The organism is Nonomuraea sp. KM90, assembly GCF_052246675.1.
Classification (GTDB): Bacteria; Actinomycetota; Actinomycetes; order Streptosporangiales; family Streptosporangiaceae; genus Nonomuraea.
Genome location: NZ_JBQQCB010000088.1, coordinates 18265 through 37107, shown reverse-complemented (window position 1 = coordinate 37107; position 18843 = coordinate 18265). Strand labels below are relative to the sequence as shown.

16 protein-coding genes are annotated in these 18843 nt (G+C 69.7%); 10 read left to right on the top strand and 6 right to left on the bottom strand.

Features of this window, described 5'->3' with window-relative positions:
• Positions 1–3: 3 nt before the first annotated feature.
• Positions 4–1755 (top strand): glycoside hydrolase family 36 protein, encoded by a 1752-nt coding sequence (locus ACTWPW_RS46290; protein WP_443172499.1) that lies wholly within the window; start codon positions 4–6, stop codon positions 1753–1755.
• Here ACTWPW_RS46290 and ACTWPW_RS46285 read toward each other — a convergent pair.
• From ACTWPW_RS46285 to ACTWPW_RS46270, 4 genes are read right to left on the bottom strand one after another with little or no spacing between them, the layout of a single operon-like run.
• A complete protein-coding gene (locus tag ACTWPW_RS46285) occupies positions 1732–3318 on the bottom strand; it encodes a hypothetical protein (protein ID WP_443172498.1) in 1587 nt (528 codons plus the stop codon). The genes ACTWPW_RS46290 and ACTWPW_RS46285 overlap by 24 nt on opposite strands.
• A complete protein-coding gene (locus ACTWPW_RS46280) occupies positions 3315–4535 on the bottom strand; it encodes a hypothetical protein (protein WP_443172497.1) in 1221 nt (406 codons plus the stop codon). Before ACTWPW_RS46280 ends, ACTWPW_RS46285 begins: the two co-directional genes overlap by 4 nt.
• Positions 4532–5539: a hypothetical protein gene (locus tag ACTWPW_RS46275; RefSeq protein WP_375117455.1), complete on the bottom strand. Its 1008-nt coding sequence runs from the start codon at positions 5537–5539 to the stop codon at positions 4532–4534. Before ACTWPW_RS46275 ends, ACTWPW_RS46280 begins: the two co-directional genes overlap by 4 nt.
• Positions 5536–7281: a glycoside hydrolase family 97 catalytic domain-containing protein gene (locus tag ACTWPW_RS46270; protein WP_443172496.1), complete on the bottom strand. Its 1746-nt coding sequence runs from the start codon at positions 7279–7281 to the stop codon at positions 5536–5538. Before ACTWPW_RS46270 ends, ACTWPW_RS46275 begins: the two co-directional genes overlap by 4 nt.
• 180 nt (positions 7282–7461) lie before the next feature.
• Between ACTWPW_RS46270 and ACTWPW_RS46265 the strand changes: the two genes are divergently transcribed.
• The 8 genes from ACTWPW_RS46265 (at position 7462) to ACTWPW_RS46230 (ending at position 15786) form a co-directional block, all read left to right on the top strand.
• Positions 7462–8769, top strand: coding sequence for an alpha-L-fucosidase (locus ACTWPW_RS46265; RefSeq protein ID WP_375117453.1), 1308 nt, complete (start codon positions 7462–7464; stop codon positions 8767–8769).
• A 13-nt stretch (positions 8770–8782) separates the two neighbouring features.
• The gene (locus tag ACTWPW_RS46260; protein WP_443172495.1) at positions 8783–10210 is read left to right on the top strand and encodes an ABC transporter substrate-binding protein; all 1428 of its coding nucleotides are present in this window, start codon (positions 8783–8785) and stop codon (positions 10208–10210) included.
• Positions 10207–11106 carry a carbohydrate ABC transporter permease gene (locus ACTWPW_RS46255; RefSeq protein ID WP_375117451.1) on the top strand — a complete coding sequence of 300 codons (900 nt, stop codon included), beginning with the start codon at positions 10207–10209 and terminating at the stop codon, positions 11104–11106. Before ACTWPW_RS46260 ends, ACTWPW_RS46255 begins: the two co-directional genes overlap by 4 nt.
• A gap of 10 nt (positions 11107–11116) precedes the next feature.
• Entirely contained in the window at positions 11117–12028 is a 912-nt protein-coding gene (locus tag ACTWPW_RS46250) for a carbohydrate ABC transporter permease (RefSeq protein WP_443172494.1), read from the top strand.
• A gap of 86 nt (positions 12029–12114) precedes the next feature.
• The gene (locus ACTWPW_RS46245) at positions 12115–12387 is read left to right on the top strand and encodes a cupin domain-containing protein (protein ID WP_443172493.1); all 273 of its coding nucleotides are present in this window, start codon (positions 12115–12117) and stop codon (positions 12385–12387) included.
• Positions 12384–13277: an aldo/keto reductase gene (locus tag ACTWPW_RS46240; protein ID WP_443172492.1), complete on the top strand. Its 894-nt coding sequence runs from the start codon at positions 12384–12386 to the stop codon at positions 13275–13277. Before ACTWPW_RS46245 ends, ACTWPW_RS46240 begins: the two co-directional genes overlap by 4 nt.
• Before the next feature lie 2 nt (positions 13278–13279).
• Positions 13280–14680, top strand: coding sequence for a glycosyl hydrolase family 28 protein (locus ACTWPW_RS46235; RefSeq protein ID WP_443172491.1), 1401 nt, complete (start codon positions 13280–13282; stop codon positions 14678–14680).
• A complete protein-coding gene (locus ACTWPW_RS46230; protein WP_443172490.1) occupies positions 14677–15786 on the top strand; it encodes a hypothetical protein in 1110 nt (369 codons plus the stop codon). The genes ACTWPW_RS46235 and ACTWPW_RS46230 overlap by 4 nt, the downstream gene beginning before the upstream one ends.
• Here the strand turns inward: ACTWPW_RS46230 and ACTWPW_RS46225 are convergent.
• Both ACTWPW_RS46225 and ACTWPW_RS46220 read right to left on the bottom strand, forming a co-directional pair.
• The gene (locus ACTWPW_RS46225) at positions 15713–16531 is read right to left on the bottom strand and encodes an NAD(P)H-binding protein (protein ID WP_443172489.1); all 819 of its coding nucleotides are present in this window, start codon (positions 16529–16531) and stop codon (positions 15713–15715) included. The two genes, ACTWPW_RS46230 and ACTWPW_RS46225, sit on opposite strands and share 74 nt — an antisense overlap.
• Positions 16532–16559: 28 nt before the next feature.
• Positions 16560–17015 (bottom strand): ATP-binding cassette domain-containing protein, encoded by a 456-nt coding sequence (locus ACTWPW_RS46220; RefSeq protein WP_443172488.1) that lies wholly within the window; start codon positions 17013–17015, stop codon positions 16560–16562.
• Positions 17016–17111: 96 nt separating this feature from the next.
• Here ACTWPW_RS46220 and ACTWPW_RS46215 point away from each other — a divergent pair, with 96 nt between their 5' ends.
• Positions 17112–18077: a helix-turn-helix transcriptional regulator gene (locus ACTWPW_RS46215; RefSeq protein WP_443172487.1), complete on the top strand. Its 966-nt coding sequence runs from the start codon at positions 17112–17114 to the stop codon at positions 18075–18077.
• The last annotated feature ends 766 nt before the right edge of the window (positions 18078–18843 follow it).

The window sequence follows — 18843 nt, the reverse complement described above, 5'->3', positions numbered from 1 at the left end:
CGAGTGAGCGTGGCCCCCGGAATCTGGCAGCCGCACGACCAGGCCGAACGGCGGGAGGAGGTACGCATCCCGGCGGCGGGGCTGGAGCTCACGGGCACGTCCGCGGCCGCGCTGACCTGGACGGTGCACGAGGAGAGCCCGGGCGTCGTGGAGGTGCGGGTCGTCCCCGACCGGGCGGCCGAGGTGCGGCTGGGCTGGCGGGTGCCCTGCGTGGACGCCACCGCCTTCTGGGCCGCCGACGGTGGTGAGCATCGCGGGCTGCCGCCCTTCTGGCGCAGGCCCCGCACGGCTGCGCTGGAGAAGAACGCACCGGTGGGGTGCCTGATCGGCGCCGGGGACGTGGCCCTGTGCACGTTCGCCGCCGGTGAGGTCGTCAGGCCCGTGCGCACCCGGACCGGAGTGGTCGAGGAGACCGGCGAGTTCGGGTTCTGGGTCGAGCACGAGGCCGGGCCCGGGACCGGGCTGCTGCTGCGGATCGACCTCTCCCGGCGGCACTTCGCGACGACGCTGGCCGGCGTGGCGGACTGGTGGGGCACCCTGCACGGCCTGGGCCGCGACGTCCCGCTCGCGGCGCGGATGCCCGCCTACTCCACCTGGTACGCCATGCAGCAGCACGTCGACGCGGCCGGCGTGGAACGGCAGGCGGGCCCGGCGGCAGAGCTGGGCTGCGAGGCGCTCATCGTGGACGACGGCTGGCACAGCGACGACCGGGGGCGCGGCTACGGCCACGTCGGCGAGTGGCGGCCCTCCCCCACCTCGTTTCCGGATATTTCAGCGCATGTCGCGAAGGTTCGTGGCGAAGGCCTCGCCTACCTGCTCTGGTACGCCCTGCCCTTCGTGGGCCGCCACACCGAGCTCTGGGATCGCGTGCGACCGTACACGCTGGTCTACAAGGAGCACATGAACGCCGCCATCCTGGACCCGCGCTACCCCTACGTCCGCGACCTGCTCGCGGGCCACCTCACGCGGGCGGTCACCGAATGGGGCATGGACGGCCTCAAGATCGACTTCATCGACCAGTTCGCCGTCGAGGACCCGCCCCGGCCGGGCCCAGAGGCCGACTGCGCCACGGTGAACGAGGGCGTGCGCAGGCTTCTGGCCCAGCTGCCCGAGGAGTGCCTGGTCGAGCTGCGGCAACCGTACGTGAGCCCGGGCCTGTGGCCGTACGCCACGATGATCCGCGCCTCCGACTGCCCGCTCAGCCCGGCGCACAACCGGCAGCGCACCGTGGACCTGCGGCTGATCGCCGGGCCCATGGCCGTGCACGCCGACATGCTGATGTGGCACCCGGACGAGAGCCCGGAGCGGGTCGCCACCCAGCTCATCAACGTGCTGTTCGCGGTGCCGCAGATCTCGGTCGACCTGACCACGCAGACACCGGCGCAGGCACAGGTGCTGCGGTTCTGGCTGGCGTTCTTCCGGCAGCACGTCGATGTGCTGCAGCGGGGCGACTTCGCACCCGCGCGCCCTGACCTGGCCTATCCGCAGGTGTCGGCCCGCTCCGGCGACACGGTGATCGTCGGCAGGTACGCGCCGATGCCCGTGGAGGCGCCCGCCACCGGCACGCTGTGGGTGGCCAACGGTGACGCCTCCACTGACGTGCTGCTCCGGACCTCCCGTCCCGGTACGGCCCGGGCCACGGTCCTCGACTGCCGGGGCCGCACCGAAAGCGACGATTTCGTGGACCTGACCCCCGGGTCGGTGGAGATCACCGTCCCCGAGGGCGGGCTGCTACGACTGGAGACCACCGCGTAGCCGGTCCAGGAACTGCGCCTCGTACAGCGAGGGCGGGAGGAGCCCCGGCTGGTTCGCGCCCTCGATGTAGCCGGCCGGCTGCTGGAAGGGGCCGTCGCCGGTGATCGTGCCGTGGCAGCCGATCGCGTAGTTCTGCGCGGTCGGCGGCTTCTGGACGATCAGCCTGCTGGTCGCGACGTCGCAGTTCCAGGCCACCGAGTGGGCCGCCGACCAGCCGTGCGAGGTGCCGTAGCGGCCCCGGTTGTACAGGCCGAGCGTGTAGTCGTAGTGCGGGTCCACGTCCTTGTGGCCGTCGAACAGCAGGCCCTGGGACCAGCGGCGGTGACCCTCGCTGGAGTTGAGGGCGTACTCCGACGTGCCACGCAGGAACACCACACCCGACACCGTGCTGTGGCCGTTGGAGACGAACGCGTGCCTGGCCTTGTAGGCGTAGCAGTCGCGGAAGAGCACCTGCTGCGAGTAGACGTAGGTGTTGAAGTTGTAGCGCCTGCTGCCGGTGACGATGCTGACCGGGTCGATGGCCCGGCAGTTCGCGACGGTGGCCCGCGTGGTCTCCTGGGTGGCGACGCCGGCCTGGGTGAAGTGCAGCATGGTGCAGTCCCGCACCCACGAGTCCTCGGTCCGCAGCAGGACGATCGCGTTGTAGGCGTGCTCCTCGTCCTGCTCGGGGTCGCCGTGGTACTCGATGTCCACGCGCAGCCGTTCCACGCCCACCTCGGTGACGAGCCCGGCCCGGTCCCACCGGTAGAGGAAGGAGGTGGCGTGGGCGCGGTTGAGGTGGTTGAAGACCGGCACATCGATCTTCACGACATTTCCTGATACGTCGCGTACATAGCGGTTGTAGTAGATGGGGTGCTCGCCGACCTTCCACGGCGGCCCCACGTCGTGGCCGCCGTAGTCGATGGCCTTGAGCCACTCCTCGGTGCAGGGATGGGTGATGATGATGTTGTCGCCCGGGCGCAGCGCCCCCGGGTTCGCCACTGCGAACTCGCGCGACCCCACCTGCACGAACCCGGTGGTGATGTCGGTACGGGTGCCCGGCACCTCGCCCGTCCAGCCGCCGCCCGCGGCGCCGCCGACCACGATGACGTCGCGATCCTCAGGCGTGTTCCCGGTGGCCTTGATGATCGTGTCCGTGGCCGGGTCTCCGCCGTCGCCCACGCCGCGGAGCACCGTGCCGCTGGCCCGCACGTACAGGGTGCCCGCCACCGGGTACACCCCGGGCAGCATGAGCAGGGCGCCGCGCCGGGCACGGGGCAGTGCCGCGATCGCGTCGAGCGCCGTCTGGATGTGAGCCGTGTTGTCGCCCTCGATCGGGCGGATGGTCTTGACGACCGGCACGTGCGGGATGGGCCGCTCGCCGTTGCGGTACCCGGCGTGGCTGAAGTCGGGGACACGGTTGCCCTCGGCGTCCTGCTCGTAGGCCAGACGTCCGTGCCGGTCGTGGCGCACGAGCCGGGACTGCCAGATCGCGGTGGCGCCCGCGGGCCGCGCACCGGCCGCCGCCAGGGCCAGCGCGCCGCCCGCGGTCAGCACGGCGCGCCTGCTGAGGTTCTGTCTCATGGGCTGATGACAATCTTGTCGAGCTCGGGTGAGCGAGCGGTGTGGCTGTAGAACCGGATGGTGTTGACGCCGGCCACCAGGTTCACCGGCACGGTGGCGGTGGTCACCGTGTCCTTGGTCCCGGTCATCGGCACCTGGACGGCGTCGCCGCCGTTGACGCTGACCGAGAACGTCTGTGAGCCGTCCGCCAGCGCGTGCACGGTCAGCCGCCGGGGCCCGGTGGTCCCCGACAGCACGCCCTTGACCACGGCGTAGTCGTAGATGTTGCCGCCGATGAGGATCACCTTCCGGCCGCCGGAGCAGACGGCGCAGTAGGCGGGCTCGGCCGCGCCCTCCCAGACGTTGCCGACCCGTTCGGCCTCGTACGTGCCGGGGCTCCGGTCCGGCGGCGGCAGCCGCACCGGCGGTGTCGCCGGCTCGAGCTGCTCAGCCTTGAGGTCCTTGACCAGCAGGTACGTCTCCTGCAGCCCCGCGCTGTTGATGCTGCGGTAGATGCCCCACTTGGGCCGGTTGTACTGCTCCTGTGTCCACCACAGGTCGACGTTCTCGGCCTTCTGGTCGACGATCGTCCGCCGCCCGTCCTTGAGCACCCAGCGCAGGTAGCCGTCGTCGCCCGACCTGAACTCGATCGTGGTGTCGATCCACCGGTTCTGGATCGGCGCCAGGTCGGCCGTGGCGAAGTCGTGGGACTTGTTGTCCTCCAGCGTCCAGTAGCGGGCCGCGATCTTCGGCACGCCGTTCACGACCGGGAGCGAGAGCTGCGCGAGCGGCGTGCCGACGTCAGAGTTCTTGAGCTGCCAGATGTGGGTGAAGCTCGTGGTCGCGTCGAGGGTGTCCGGGATGTACATCTGGTAGCTGATCCGCCAGGTCTCGTCCTTGCGGATCTCCAGCGGTCGGCCGTCGGCCGCACGCATGCCGCGTACCTCGTTGCGCATGCGGTCGGACCCGTCGCGGTCCTCGAGGTGGGCGTCGAACCGCCAGGCGTTGCCCTGGACGCGGACGTGCGGCTGCCCCTCGGGGTGCGAGCCGCGCCGGTCGTCCTCCAGCGCTTCGAAGGCGTTCACCCCGTCGCGCCACGGGTTCGGATTCCACCGCGTCTCCCAGCGGGGAGCCACGGCGTGGGCGGGCGGGGCGATCGTGAGGATCAGCGCGATCGCCGTGAGCACGCCCGCCGCCCGCCGGCCGCGCGTCCGCATCGAAGAGGTGCCGGGCGTCATGAGAGCGTCACCCCGTCCAGGTCGGGCGCGCCCGCGCTGTCGTTGGAGAAGCGGATGGCGTTGGCGCCCGCGGAGGAGGGCTGGACGTTGTGCGTGACCGCGTTCCCGGAGCCGCCGCCGATCCAGCCGACCGTGGTGCCGCCCGAGCAGCCGGAGCAGGACGCGGTCCGCGCCGTGCCACTGAAGGAGCTCTGCTCGGCCTCGTAGGACGAAGGATCCTCGGCGCTGCCGGTGAGCTGGTGCGCCTGGAGGTTCCTGATCAGGAGGTAGGTGTCCTGCAGGCCCGAGCTGTTGATGCTGCGATAGATCCCCCACTTGGGCCGCAGGTACTCGTCGTCGCCACGCCACAGGTCGGTGTCGTCCAGGCGCCTGTCGACGAGCGTGGTGGAGCCGTCCTTGAGCGTCCAGCGCAGGTAGCCGCTGTCGGCGGCCTTGAACTCGAAGGTGGTGCTCAGCCACTTGCCCTGGATCGGGTTGAGATTCGTGCTGCCCACCTCGTGGGTCTGCTCCGCTTCGTCCCAGTACCGGACGTTGATCTTCGGTGTGCCACCGGAGATCGGCAGCGACATCGTGTAGAGGGGCGCACCGGACCCGGGTGTCTTCATCTGCGCGATGTGGGTGAAGCTGCTGGTGGCGTCGAGCGAGGTGGGGATGTACAGCTGGTAGCTGATCCGCCAGGTCTCGTTCTCGAGGATCTTGAGGTACGAACTGCCGCTGCCGGTGCGCATGCCCTTGACCTCGTTGCGCTGCCGGTCCGAACCGTCGCGGTCCTGGGTGTGCATGTCGAAGCGGTAGGCGTCCCCGGAGACGTAGATGTGCGTCACGCCGGGATGGGAGCCGGCTCGGTCGTCCTCGATTCCCTCGAACGCCTCGGCGACGGTGTCGTCCGCCGGGTTCGGGCTCCAGCGCGGCGTCCAGGCGGCGGCCGAGGCGGCGGGGGCCTGCAGGGCCGCGACGGCGGCGAGGGCCAGGGCGGCCAAGCTCGCGGTCGATCGCTTCGTCATGGGGTTTCTCTCTTCAGGTGGAGGGTGAACCCGCCGTTGGGGGCGACGGCGAGGTCGAGCTTGTCCCCTGCGCAGACGGTGACCGTCTCGGCGAGGATCCGATCGTCCGGGGCGTCCCGGTAGATGTCGGCCGCCCACTCCCCGTCACCCAGGAAGCCGAGCGGCACCGTGAGCGTGCGGGCCTCGCCGGACACGCCGGCACCGACGTACCACTCGCCGCCGCTCCTCCTGGCCAGCACGATGTGGTCGGCGGGGTCGCCGGACAGCAGTCGCGTCGCGTCCCACGCCGTCGGGACGGCCGACAGCAGCCGCAGCGCCTCCGGCCTGGCTTCGTAGGCCTCCATGCTGTCGGCGAAGTGCTGGATCCCGGACTCGAAGAGCACCGCCAGGGCGAGCTCGAACCCGGCCGAGATGGCGCGCACCCCGGTGAAGGTGCACGGCGTGAAGTCCATCGGCCCCTGCACGTTGCGGGTGAACGCCAGCGACAGGTAATGGGTGGCCGGGTAGAGCGGCTCCTTGCCGGGCCTCGGCTTGATCCACTCAGCGCCCTTGACCGCCTCGGCGGTCATGAAGTGGGGCCAGGTGCGCTCGGTGCCGCGCGGGATCGTGCCGCCGTGGAAGACCACCATGAGCCCGAGCCGGGCGGTGGCCGCCAGGACGGCGTCGAACCAGCGCATCCGGTCCTGGCCGTCGGACTCGGTGAAGTCGATCTTGACTCCGGCCGCGCCCCACTCCTTCCACAGCGCGAGCTTCTCGCGGTGCTCCAGCTCGGTGTCGACGTGCTGCCAGTGCGACCAGAGCCACACGCCGACGCCCCGGTCGCGGGCGTAGGCGATCAGCTCCGGCATCCACTCCTTGTTCCAGCCGGCGTCGGCCAGCACGTACGGCCAGCCGTGGGCGGCGGCGAAGTCGACCCAGCGCTTCTGGGCGCCGAGGTCGCGGGTGGAGGGGCCGTCGGACCACCACGACCAGGCGGCCGCCCCCGGCCTGATCCACGAGGTGTCCTCGACCCTGGAGGGCGCGGCGAGGCTGGTGACCAGGTCGCTCTCCACGATCGTGGCCAGGTCTCCCATGATCGTGGCACGCCAGGGCGTGGTCAGCGGAGAGGCCGCGGTCACGTACGGGTCGGGCAGGTCGAGGCGGAAGGCCCGGCCGTCGAAGCGCAGGCGTGACCCGGCGTATCCGCTGTCGAGGCCCGCCTCCGTGACGAACAGCCACGTATCACCGGTCCGGAAGAGCGACGGGTAGCCGTACAGGACGGGCTCGGCGGCGGCGACCGTGGTGTGCCGGTGGATCTCCTCATAGTCACAGCGGCCGTTCTCGTACGGGAGCAGGACCGCGCGAGCGTCGGCCGGCACCACGTATTCCGACATTTCCTCGACCACGGTGACCGGCCCGCTCCATGGCACTACATACCGATATGCCACGGCGCCTGCGCCGACACGTACCTGCAGGTCGAGCCGGTGCCCGTTCTTGGCGAACGACAACGTCCACTCCCCTGCCACATACCGGTGCTCGCGCCGCTTCCCCGTCACCGTCCGGTAGGACTCCTCGACCTGCCGCTCCGACATCCCGGCGAGCCTCAGCCCGGTGCTCAGGTCCTCGTGCGCGGTGCGAAGACCGAGCCTGGACGGCTCCACCACGACCCGCCCGGCGTACCGCAGTTCCAGCGTGAGCTCTCCCCTGCCGGAGAGGGCGAGCGCCGCCTCCACGTCCCCGTCGTTGAGCGTCCAGTTCGGCACGTGGCCCTCCAGGAGTCAAAGAGATAGGAGGAGTCGATCGCAGCCCGCTGACCGGTCCATGCCCCGCCGGCGGCGGCGGATGGAGCCGTCCGGCTCCCCTCACAGTGGGCATGAGCCTAGGTTGAGAGCGGTTTCAATTCAATTCTTGACGAAGTTAATTACCAGGTCTACGGTACGGCCATGCCCCATGGATCAGAGCGAGACGACCGGAGAGCCGGCGGCATTCATCCGATCTCTGCCGCCAGACTGGCAGAATTCCGTGAACAGCGCTTCGGGTTGTTCGTGCACTGGGGCCTGTACGCGCTCGCCGCCCGCCATGAGTGGGTCAAGCAGCGCGAGCGGTTGACGGACGAGCACTACCAGCGGTATCTGGACCACTTCGACCCCGACCTGTTCGATCCGGACGCGTGGGCGGAGGCGGCGGCCGGGGCAGGGATGCGCTACCTGGTGCTGACCAGCAAGCATCACGACGGCTTCTGCCTGTGGGACTCGGCCCACACGGACTACTCGGTGGCGCACACGCCGTACGGCAAGGACCTGGTCGGCCCGATCATCGAGGCGTTCCGGGCGCGCGGGCTCGGGGTGGGGCTCTACCACTCGCTGATCGATTGGCACCATCCGCACTTCCCGATCGACGGTCTGCATCCGGCGTACCACGAGGGTGTGAGCAATACTGGCCGAAATATCGGGATATACCGCTCTTATTTGCACCACCAGGTCGAAGAGCTGCTTACCCGCTATGGCCGAATCGACACCATGTGGTTTGACTTCTCATATTCGACGAGAGTCAGGAACGGCCGGCTCACACCCGGCGGAAAGGGCGCGGCGGACTGGCACTCGGAGGAGCTGGCCGCACTGGTCCGCCGGCTGCAGCCGGACTGCCTGATCAACGACCGTCTGGAGATCCCGGGCGACTTCACCACGCCCGAGCAGTTCCAGCCGGCCGCGCCGCCGGCCCGGGTCTGGGAGGCGTGCCAGACGCTCAACGGCAGCTGGGGCTACGACCGCGACAACCTCGACTACAAGCCGGTGGACCTGCTGGTGCGCATGCTGGTCGACACCGTCTCCAAGGACGGCAACCTGCTGCTCAACGTCGGGCCCGACGGGCGCGGCGCCTTCGACCCCCGGGCGCTGGCGACGCTGCGCGGCATCGGGGACTGGACGCGGCTGCACGGCCGCGCCCTCTACGGCGCCGGCCCGAGCGCGTACCAGGCGCCACCGGACTGCCGCTACACCCAGCGTGACGACCGGCTCTACCTGCACCTGTTCGCCTGGCCGTACAAGTATCTGCACCTGCCTGGGCTGGCGGGCAAGGTGCGTTACGCCCAGTTGCTCAACGACGCATCGGAGATCCGCACGCTGACCCCCGACCCGGCCGTGGACAGCGGGCACACGAAGCTGGGCGCGCTGCCGCCCGGCACCCTGACCCTGCAGCTCCCCGTGCAACGGCCCGACGTGGCGGTGCCGGTGATCGAGCTCTTCCTGTGAAAGGCCCACCCCCATGGAGATGAACCGTCGGCAGATCCTGGCTCTGGCGGCGGCGGCCGCGGCCGCGCCGGTGTTGGCCGCCTGCGGCGACAGCCGCACGCAGAAGCAGGCCGCGGCCCCCGTCAAGTCGGGCGCGCAGGTCATCGACCCGAACCGGCCGGGCAGCGACGCCTGGCCGTTCGAGGAGGCCGAACAGCTCAACAACTCGCTGACCTGGCCCAGGACGAGCGTGCCCGACCCGGCCACCAAGATCGTGATCACTGTGGCGCTCACCACCGACGCCGTCACCGAGGTGCGCAACGCGCAGTTCGACTTCTTCTTCAAGCAGCGCCACCCGAACATCGAGATCAAGCGCGAGTCGGCGCCGTTCGACCAGTTCCTCACCAAGTACATGACGCAGGCGGCCGGCGGCACGCTGCCCGACGTGCTCTACAACCACTACTCCTGGACGCAGAACCTCGTCGCCAACAAGGTCCTGCATCCCCTGGACGACTACATCGGCAGGACGCCCGGGTTCGACATGGACGACATCCCGCAGTCCGGGCTCGGCTACTTCAAGCGTGACGGCAGCCTGTACGGCCTGCCCACCGACATGGCGCCCAAGCTGCTGTTCTACAACAAGGACCTGTTCGACCAGGCCGGCATCGCCTACCCCGACGAAACCTGGACCTTCGACCGCCTCTTCGAGACCATGCGGAAGATGACCAGCGGATCGGGCGTCGAGAAGGTCTACGGCTTCTCCCCGATGCCCAAGCCGTCACCCGACCTGACCGCCGTGTTCCTCCTCCCCTACGGCGGGCGGTTCCTCGACCAGGCCGAGGCCAAGGTGATGATCGATGACCCGGCGGCCAGGGACGTCATGGCTCGCTGGCTGGACCTGCTGATCAAGGACAAGGCCGTGCCGAGCCTGGCCGAGCTCCAGCTGCTGGAGAAGGTGGATCCGTTCAAGTCCGGGCACGCGGCCATGATGATCAACGGCGCCTGGCTGATGCTGGAGCTGTCCAAGCAGAAGGCGTTCAAGTGGGGCGCCACGCACGTGCCCAAGGGGCCCGAGGGCCGCTTCACCCCCGCCGTGGGCAGCGCGCTGGTGATGGCCGAATCGTCGCGGAACAAGGACGCCGCCTGGATCTACATGTACGAGTGGCTGTCGGCCTCCGGCTACAAGTTCCGCCGGATCGCCGCGCCGGCCCGCCAGTCCGCGTGGGAGGACAACGCCAAGGCGCTCGGCATCCCGGCGCAGGAGGTGAAACTGGTCAAGGACGTCCTGGCCGACTACGCCTCCGACGACGGCGTGCTGCGGCTGCCGGCCAGCAAGAAGGTCGAGAACACCGCCGCGCCGGTCTGGGAGCGGGCGATGCTCGGCAAGATCGGTGTGGACGACGCGCTGAGGGAGATCGCCGGCAAGGTCACGCCCGTCCTGGCCGAGAACAAGGTCGCATGACCGCCGTGAGCGCCACCAGCACGCCGGCCCGCCGGGAGGCCCGGCGCTTCCACCTGTTCGTCTCGCCATGGCTGATCGGGTTCGTGCTCTTCAGCGCGGGCCCGATCGTCGCCGCGGTGGTGCTCAGCTTCATGCAGTGGAACCTGCTCCAGCCGCCGAAATGGGTGGGTCTGGCCAACTACGAGCGCATGCTCGGCGATTCCGAGTTCTGGGAGTCGATCGAGAACACCGTGCAGTACGGCGTGGGGGCGGTGGCGCTCGGCGTCACGTTCACGTTCCTGCTGGCGATGCTGCTCAATCAGCCGCTGCGCTTCCAGGGCCTGTTCCGTACCGTGATGTACCTGCCCTCGGTTGTGTCGGGCCTGGCCACCGCGCTGCTGTGGCTGAACATCCTGCACCCCGACTACGGACTGATCAACAAGATGCTGGCCTCGGTCGGCATCGAAGGACCCGGCTGGCTCGCCTCCCAGGAGTGGGCCATCCCCGGGCTCGTGCTGATGAGCGTGTGGGGCGCGGGCAACACGATCGTCATCTACCTGGCGGGCCTCCAGGGCATTCCGAAGACGCTCTACGAGGCGGCCGAGATCGACGGCGCCGGATGGTGGCGCAGGTTCTGGAGCGTGACCGTGCCGATGATGTCGCCGGTCATCTTCTTCAACGTGGTGACCGGCTTCATCGCCGCGTTGCAGAGCTATGTGCTCATCCTCGTCATGACCGAGGGCGGCCCCGGCAACGCCACGATGGTGCTGGGGCTCTACATCTACCGGCACGCCTTCGTCTACTTCGACATGGGATACGCGGCCACGTTGTCGTGGGCCATGTTCGTGCTGGTCATCGTCGTGACCGCGATCCAGTTCAGCCTGGCCAGGCGCTGGGTGCACTACGAGTTCAAGTGAGGTACGCCGAGTGCTCGTCGAAACCGCGACGCATGATCGGGGACCCGCGCGCACCAGGCCGGGCCCGCCCCTGACCTCGGAGCAGGCCGAGCGGATCAGGCGGATCCGGCGCAGCGGCGCCTACGTCCTGCTGATCGTCAGCTCGGCGGTGTTCCTGCTGCCTTTCCTGTGGATGCTGACGACCTCGCTGAAGTCGGACGCGGAGAACCTGGCCTTCCCGCCGCAATGGTTCCCCGATTCCTTCCACTTCGACAACTACGTCAAGGGCTGGACGGGCTCGCTGCCGTTCGACAGGTTCCTGCTGAACACCATCGTGATCACCGCCCTGTCCATGGCCGGCAACCTCGTCTCCTGCGTGCTGCCCGCCTACGCCTTCGCCAGGATGCGGGCGCGGGCCTCCGGCTTCATGTTCGCCGCGCTGCTGGCGACCATGATGATCCCGCGGGAGATCACCCTGGTGCCGAAGTTCATCATGTTCTCCGAACTCGGCTGGGTGGACACCTACCTGCCGCTGATCGTGCCGGAGTTCTTCGGCGTGGCGCTCTACATCTTCCTGCTGCGGCAGTTCTTCACCACGATCCCGCAGGAGCTCATCGACGCGGCCCGCATCGACGGCGCCTCCGAACTGCGCATCCTGTGGAGCATCATGCTGCCGCTGGCCAGGCCGGCCATCGCGGCGATCTGCCTGTTCTCCTTCGTCGGCAACTGGAACCAGTATCTGGAGAACTCCATCTACCTCCGCTCGATGGAGAAGATCACTCTCGCGCAGGGCCTGGGCATGTTCAACGGCCAGTACGTCACCCAGTACAACCAGATGATGGCCGTCGCGCTGCTGTCGATGCTGCCCATCCTCGTCGTCTTCTTCCTGGCGCAGAAGACGTTCATCCGGGGCGTCACGCTCACGGGAATCGCCGGAAGGTGAGCTCTTGAATCACGAACGACAGCCATACCGCGGCGGACCGGCCACCAAGGGGGCGGGCGACGGTGCGTAGGAGCACGCTGGCGGACATGCGCGCGGGGGTTTCGCTGCCCGGCTTCCGGGTGGCGTCCGGTGGGGTGTCGACACTCCGCCCCGGCCAGGTGAGCCATGCACACGAGGCTCATACGCACGTGGACCCGGAGATCTTCCTCATCCTCTCTGGCAGCGGAAAGGTCCACATAAACGGCGAAATTTCACAGTTTTCTGGGGGCGATGTGCTCATCGTGGAGGCCGGCGAGGATCACCACCTGGAGGCGGTCTCCGAGGTGGTCACCACCTGGCTGCACCTGGAACTCCGATGACGCCCGCCGTGGGGCTGGGCGGCGGGCCACTCGGCAACTACGTGCACGCCGTCTCGGACGCGCAGGCCGCCGCGGTGATGGAGGCCGCCTGGGAGGGCGGCATCCGCTACTTCGACACCGCCCCCTTCTACGGGCTCGGCCTGTCGGAGCGGCGCATGGGCCGCGCACTGCGACTGCGGCCCCGGTCGGAGTTCGTCCTGTCGACCAAGGTCGGCCGGCTCGTCCGCCCGGGGCCGGGTGACAACGGCGGCTTCGCCGTACCGGATGACCGGCACGTCGAGTGGGACTTCAGCCGCGAGGGGGTCCTGCGCAGCGTCGCGGAGTCCCTCGACCGCCTGGGCCTCGACCACGTGGACATCCTCTTCATCCACGACCCGGACCACCACTGGCCGCAGGCGCTGAACGAGGCCTATCCGGCGCTGGCGGACCTACGTTCCCAGGGCGTCGTGCGGGCCATCGGTGTAGGCATGAACCAGTCCCCCATGCTGGTGGACTTCGTCAGGCACACGGACCTCGATCTGCTGCTGGCCGCCAACCAGATCACCCTGCTGCGCCGCACGGCCTTCGACGAGTTGCTCCCGCTCTGCCTGGATCGCGGGATCCCGGTCATCGCCGCCGGCCTGTTGCACCGCGGCCTGCTGGCCGGATCCCAGCCACCGCCGGACGCGCCCGCCGAGGCCCACGCACTCGCCGCCGTGTGCGCCCGGCACGGCGTCCCGCTGCCCGCGGCGGCCCTGCAGTTCCCGCTGCGGCACCCGGCCGTGCGTACGGTCCTCGTCGGGGCCCACCACCCGGCCCACGTCGCCGCCAACCTGCGGGCCCTGGACCACCCCGTCCCGGCCGCCCTGTGGGACGACATCGCCTCTCACTCCACGACCCCCCGGTGGTGACCATGCCCTCCCGACGCTCTCTGCTCAAGGCCGGAGGATCCCTCGCCGCGGCCACACTCCTGCCCGGGACCGGCCCGGCGGCGGCCGAGTCCCGGCCCCCCGATCCGTGGCGGAAGGTGCCGGACATTCTGCGCAAGATCCGACCTCCCCGGTTCCCGAGCCGGAAGTGGGACATCACCGCGTTCGGCGCGGTGGGCGACGGCACGACCGACTGCACGGCCGCGTTCGCGGCGGCGATCGGCGAGTGCCATCGCCGGGGCGGCGGCCGGGTCGTGGTGCCGCCGGGACGTTTCCTCACCGGTGCCGTCCACCTGCTGAGCAACGTCGAGCTGCATGTGTCGGAGGGCGCGGTGATGGCCTTCAGCACCGATCCGAACGCGTACCTGCCAGTTGTCCTCACCCGGTGGGAGGGCACCGAGTGCCGCAACTACAGCCCCTTCATCTACGCCCACGGGCAGCGGAACATCGCGGTCACGGGCAGGGGAACGCTCGACGGCCAGGCGCGGCAGGGTCCCTGGGAGAGCTGGTACGCCAACGGCGGACCGCAGGGCGGGGACCAGCGGGCGCTGCGGAAGATGGGCGACGACGGCGTGCCGGTGGAGGAGCGCGTGTTCGGGGCCGGGCACTACCTGCGTCCCGCCATGGTCCAGTTCGTGAAATGTCAGAACATCCTGGTCGGCGACATCACGATCCTCGAGCCGCCCATGTGGACCGTGAACCCGGTCCTGTGCACGAACGTGACCGTGCGCGGCATCACCGTCGTCAGCACGCTCTACAACACCGACGGCTGCGACCCTGAGGCGTCGTCGTACGTGCACATTCACCATTGCCGGTTCAACACCAACGACGACTGCGTGGCGGTCAAGTCCGGGCGTGACGCCGACGGCCGCAGGGTGGGCGTGCCCAGCGAGAACATCGTGGTCCAGGACTGCCAGTTCTCCGGCCGCTGGGGCGGCATCACGGTGGGCAGCGAGATGTCGGGCGGGGTGCGCAACGTCTTCGCCGAGCGGTGTGTGATCAACTCACCGGACTTCCCCGGCAACTACCCGGTGAAATACCCCGTCTACATCAAGGCCGGCAAGAAGCGCGGCGGCTTCATCGAGGGTGTCTACACGCGCGACTTCACCGGCGGGAACGTGGACCGTGAGGTGATGTTCGTCAACATGGACTACGCGAGCAACGAGCAGGGCACGGAGCCGGTGTCGGTGCGCGACATCCGGATGGAGCGGACCCGGCTCGACGGGGCCGACGCCGTGCTCAACCTCGTCGGCCTGGAGACCGACCACCTGGTCGGGGTGCGCCTGGAGAAGTGTGCGTTCACGAACGTGACCGGGCCGGACACGATCGCGTACACGGACGGGCTGAGCCTGCGGAAGGTCTTCGTGAACGGGGTGGAGCAATGAGGCACCTCCTCGCCGTCCTGATCCTGCTGGCGACGGGCGTGGTGGCGCTGCCCGCGCGGGCCGAGGCCGGACAGCCGGTGCGCGGGTGGACGATCCTGTCCGACAGCGACGCCGGGGCGGACGCCGTGATCGCCGCCGCGAAGCCGTACAAGATCAATCACCTGCAGCTGAGCCACGAGATCGTGCACGACCTGCGTGAGGTGCGCGACCCGGTCAAGCGGGCGCGGGCCAACCGGCTCGCCAAGGCCGCGCACGACGCCGGGATCGCCGAGGTGGCGATCTGGGACCACTCGCTCTACGACCTGAGCCACTACCCGGCCGAGTTCCGCACCGGACCGGGCGGCACCATCGACCTGGACGACCCGGCGTTCTGGGAGTGGTTCAAGCAGGACTACCGGGAGATGCTCGATCTGGTGCCGGACATCGACTCGGTGGTGCTGACCTTCATCGAGACCGGCGCACGGGTGGAGCGGCAGCACTCGGCGAAGCTGGCCACGGCCGAGCAGAAGCTGGCCTACCTGGTCGACCAGGTCGCCGACGTCATCATCGGCGAACGGCAGCTGGGGCTCTACCTGCGCACCTTCGGCTACTTCCCGGAGGAGATGGAGCGCACGATCGGCGCCATCGCGTTGGTACGCAACCCGGACGTCAAGGTGATGGCCAAGGCGACGCCGCATGACTTCTTCCTCACCCACCCGAACGATGCCACGATCGCGCGGATCGGCAGGCCGGTGCTCGTCGAGTACGACGCGGCGGGCGAGTACAACGGCCAGGGGAAGATCGCCAACGCGTGGCCGGAGGAGCACGTCAAGCGGCTGCGCCACTATCAGCGGCTCCCGAACGTGATCGGCTACGTGGCCAGGACCGACCGATACGACGACTCCGGCATCATCGGCACGCCCACCGAGATCAACCTGTACGCGCTGGCCCGGGCCGCCGAGGATCGCCACGTGAGCGTGGAGACGATCTATCAGGAGTTCGCGGCCAAGACCTACGGGCGGGCGGCGGAGCCACGGGTTCGGCCCGTGCGGGTCAGGGCGCGGTGCGGAACCGTTCAGCGTGTTCCCGCGCCCACTGGGCGAAGGTTCGCGCGGGCGTGCCGGTGACGTCCTCGACGGTGGGCAGGACCACACCACCGGCCCCGGGCGGGTTCGTGGCCAGTTGGATTCCGAACTCCACGTAGTCCTCGTCGTATCCGTAGCCGCGCAGCCGGGCGCGCTCCGCGTCCTCGCTGAGGTGTACGAAGGCGATGTCCTGCCCGGTGGCCTCGGCGATGATCCGGACGCGTTCCGCCGGGGTGAGGGCTTCGGGCCCGGTGATCGGGTAGCTCCGGCCCTCGTGGCCCTCGTGGGTGAGCGCGGTGGCGGCCACGGCGGCGATGTCGGCCTCATGCACCATCGCGCTGGGGAAGGTGGCGAGCATGGACGCGGTGCCCTGGGAGCGGATCTCATCGGCCCATTCGAGGGCGTTGCACATGAACTCCGCCGGCTGCAGCAGGGTCCAGCGGATCGCACTGGACTCCAGGGCGCTTTCGATGCTGGTGGGCGACCAGCCGCCGAGGACCGTGGCCCGAGTGATGCCGTGGCGTACGGCGAGGTGGATGATCTCGGGGCCGTTGGTCAGGTCGTGGTCGCCGCCGAAGGTGATCAGGTGGATCGCGTCGACCCCCTCGAAGGCTGTTGCGAGCGTGGCGGCATCGGTGAGCTCGCCCGCCACCACCTCGACACCGGCCGGGAGGTCGGCTTTGGCGGGGGTGCGGGAGAGTGCGCGGACGTCGTGTCCGGCTTCGTGGAGTTGTCCGACGAGGTGCCGCCCGACCTGGCCGGTCGCTCCGGTGACGAGGATGCGCATGTTCGTGGGTCCTTTCGCGTGAGTGTTGTCAGTCGGTGCTGGCGCGCAGCCCAAGGAGAAAGCCGAGGGCGGCGGTCGCACCGGTGGCGAGGAATCCGTAGCCGACGCCGGGGGTCGCGATCTGTCCGGCGAAGAGGTCGCGGGCGGCGGCCCGGTCGAGGCCGTAGATGCGGCCCTGGGTGACGACCTCGTCCAGGGCCGGTTGGGTGTGCCCGGCGCCGTTGCCCTGGCCGACGTAGCCGATGCGCTCGCGCACCAGCGGAGCCTGGGTCCGTACGCCGAAGCCGGCGACGCGCGCGGTGCCGCCCGTGGGCGGGAGCAACGTCGAGAGCATCCGCATGAAGGTGCTCTTGCCCGCGCCGTTGGGGCCGAGAGCGGCGACCGTTTCCCCGTGCGCCACGGAGAGGTCGATGCCCCGGACGGCGCGGACCTCATCGCCGCCGGGAGCCCGAAGACTCCGGGACAGATCGGCAGTGCTGATCATGTGTCGGCGTACGCTCCATTCCCGCTTCGGTGGCGGTTCCCATCATCACCGGGCTTGTGGCCGCTATATGTCCACAAGCGGGCCTAGAGTGGGCCCATGTCGACCGGCACCCGCGTCCTCGAACTCCTCGGCCTGCTGCAGAACCGGCGCCATTGGCCCAGCCACGAGCTCGCGCGCCGCCTCGGCGTCAGCCAGCGCACGCTCCGCCGCGACATCGACAGCCTCCAGGAGCTCGGGTATCCGATCACCGCCGCACGGGGCACCGGCGGCGGCTACCAACTCAGCCCCGGCGCCTCGCTCCCGCCCCTGGTACTCAGCGAGGACGAGGCCGCCGCCATCGTCATGGGGCTCCAAGAGATCACCTCCGGCCCCTCCCTGATGTCAGCCGACGCCGCGCTGAGCGCCATGGCCAAGATCGTCCAGGTGCTTCCCGTACGGATCCGACGCCGCATCGACAGCCTCCGCGCCGTCGCCGTCCCAGCGCCCACCCCAGAGGCACGCGTGGGCGTCACCGATGTCGCCTCGTTGACGACCCTCGCCCTGGCCTGCCGCGACACCGAGACCGTGGGGTTCGCCTACCGCACCCGCACCGGTCAGACCGCGGCCAGGACCGTCCACCCGCACCACATCGTCCGCGTCGAGAACCGCCTGTACCTCATCGCCTGGGACCTCGACCGGGCCGACTGGCGCACCTTCCGCGTCGACCGCATCGGTGATGCGAGCCGCACCGGCACGACGTTCGCTCCCCGCCCCCTGCCCGCCGACGATCCCGTCGAGTACGTGCGCGCCCGGATCAGAGCGATGCCCGCCAGGTATCCCGTCCGCGCCACGGTCGGGGCCCCCGCCGAACGGGTGCGGGCGGAGATCGCGCACTACGGGACAGTCGAACCCATCGACGACACCTCGTGCCGGGTGGAGATCGCCACCGACTCCCTGGACTGGGCCACCTTCTGCATCGGAGCGCTCGAGGCCCCCGTTGTGGTCCACGGCCCACCGGAAGCCATCGCCTACATGCGCGCCTGGGGACGACGCCTCACCGCCGGCACCCAAGAGCCCCCGTGACCGGCGCAACCGTCTTCAAAGGGCACAGAACCGGGCGACGCCGACCCGGAGCAGCGGACACGCACCGCCCCAGGCCCCCGGCCCACCCGCCACCCCTTTTGCGTCAACGCCCGGCGCCGGGCTGCATGGCCGGCGAGGGGTAGACGGTGAACACCCGCTGGCAGCCACGCGCCCAACCGCCGCGCTTCGGCCGCCAACGCCTCGCGGGCCTGCGGGGAGACCTCGTCACCAAGCAGACGCAGCTCGACCACACCGCCGGGATCCCGCACCCATGCACCGACGACGCGTCCGTCGACCCCAGGCGGTGGTGCCGGAGGCCGAGATGCGGCGCGAGGTCGGCGATCCATGGCTGGAAGGCGGCCTGTGGGCCGTGCAGCGGCTCATAGACGGTGTGGCCGATGTCGGCAGGATCGCGGGCCGGCGGGCCAAGCCCTGGACGAGGTGGTCCAGGGCTTGGCCGTTCAGGCGAGGGTGTAGTCGATCATCAGGTTGTCGCTGTCGGTGCCGCCGAAGCGGCCGCAGTCGATCTTGCATGCCAACGCAGTACTTGCCGGGGTGTGGGGCGATACCGAGTTCGACGCAGCCGCCCTCGTCCGGGACCCGGCCGTCCAGCACGGGCTTGAGCACCTGGCACTCGTCCATGCCTTGCGCGACCAACCGGGCGGCCTCGCCACCGTCGCACTGCGGCAGACAAGTGTCCAGGCCCAGGCCGCGTACGGCGGCGTCCAAGACCAGGTTGAACTGCCTGTCGGCGTCGCAGGACAGC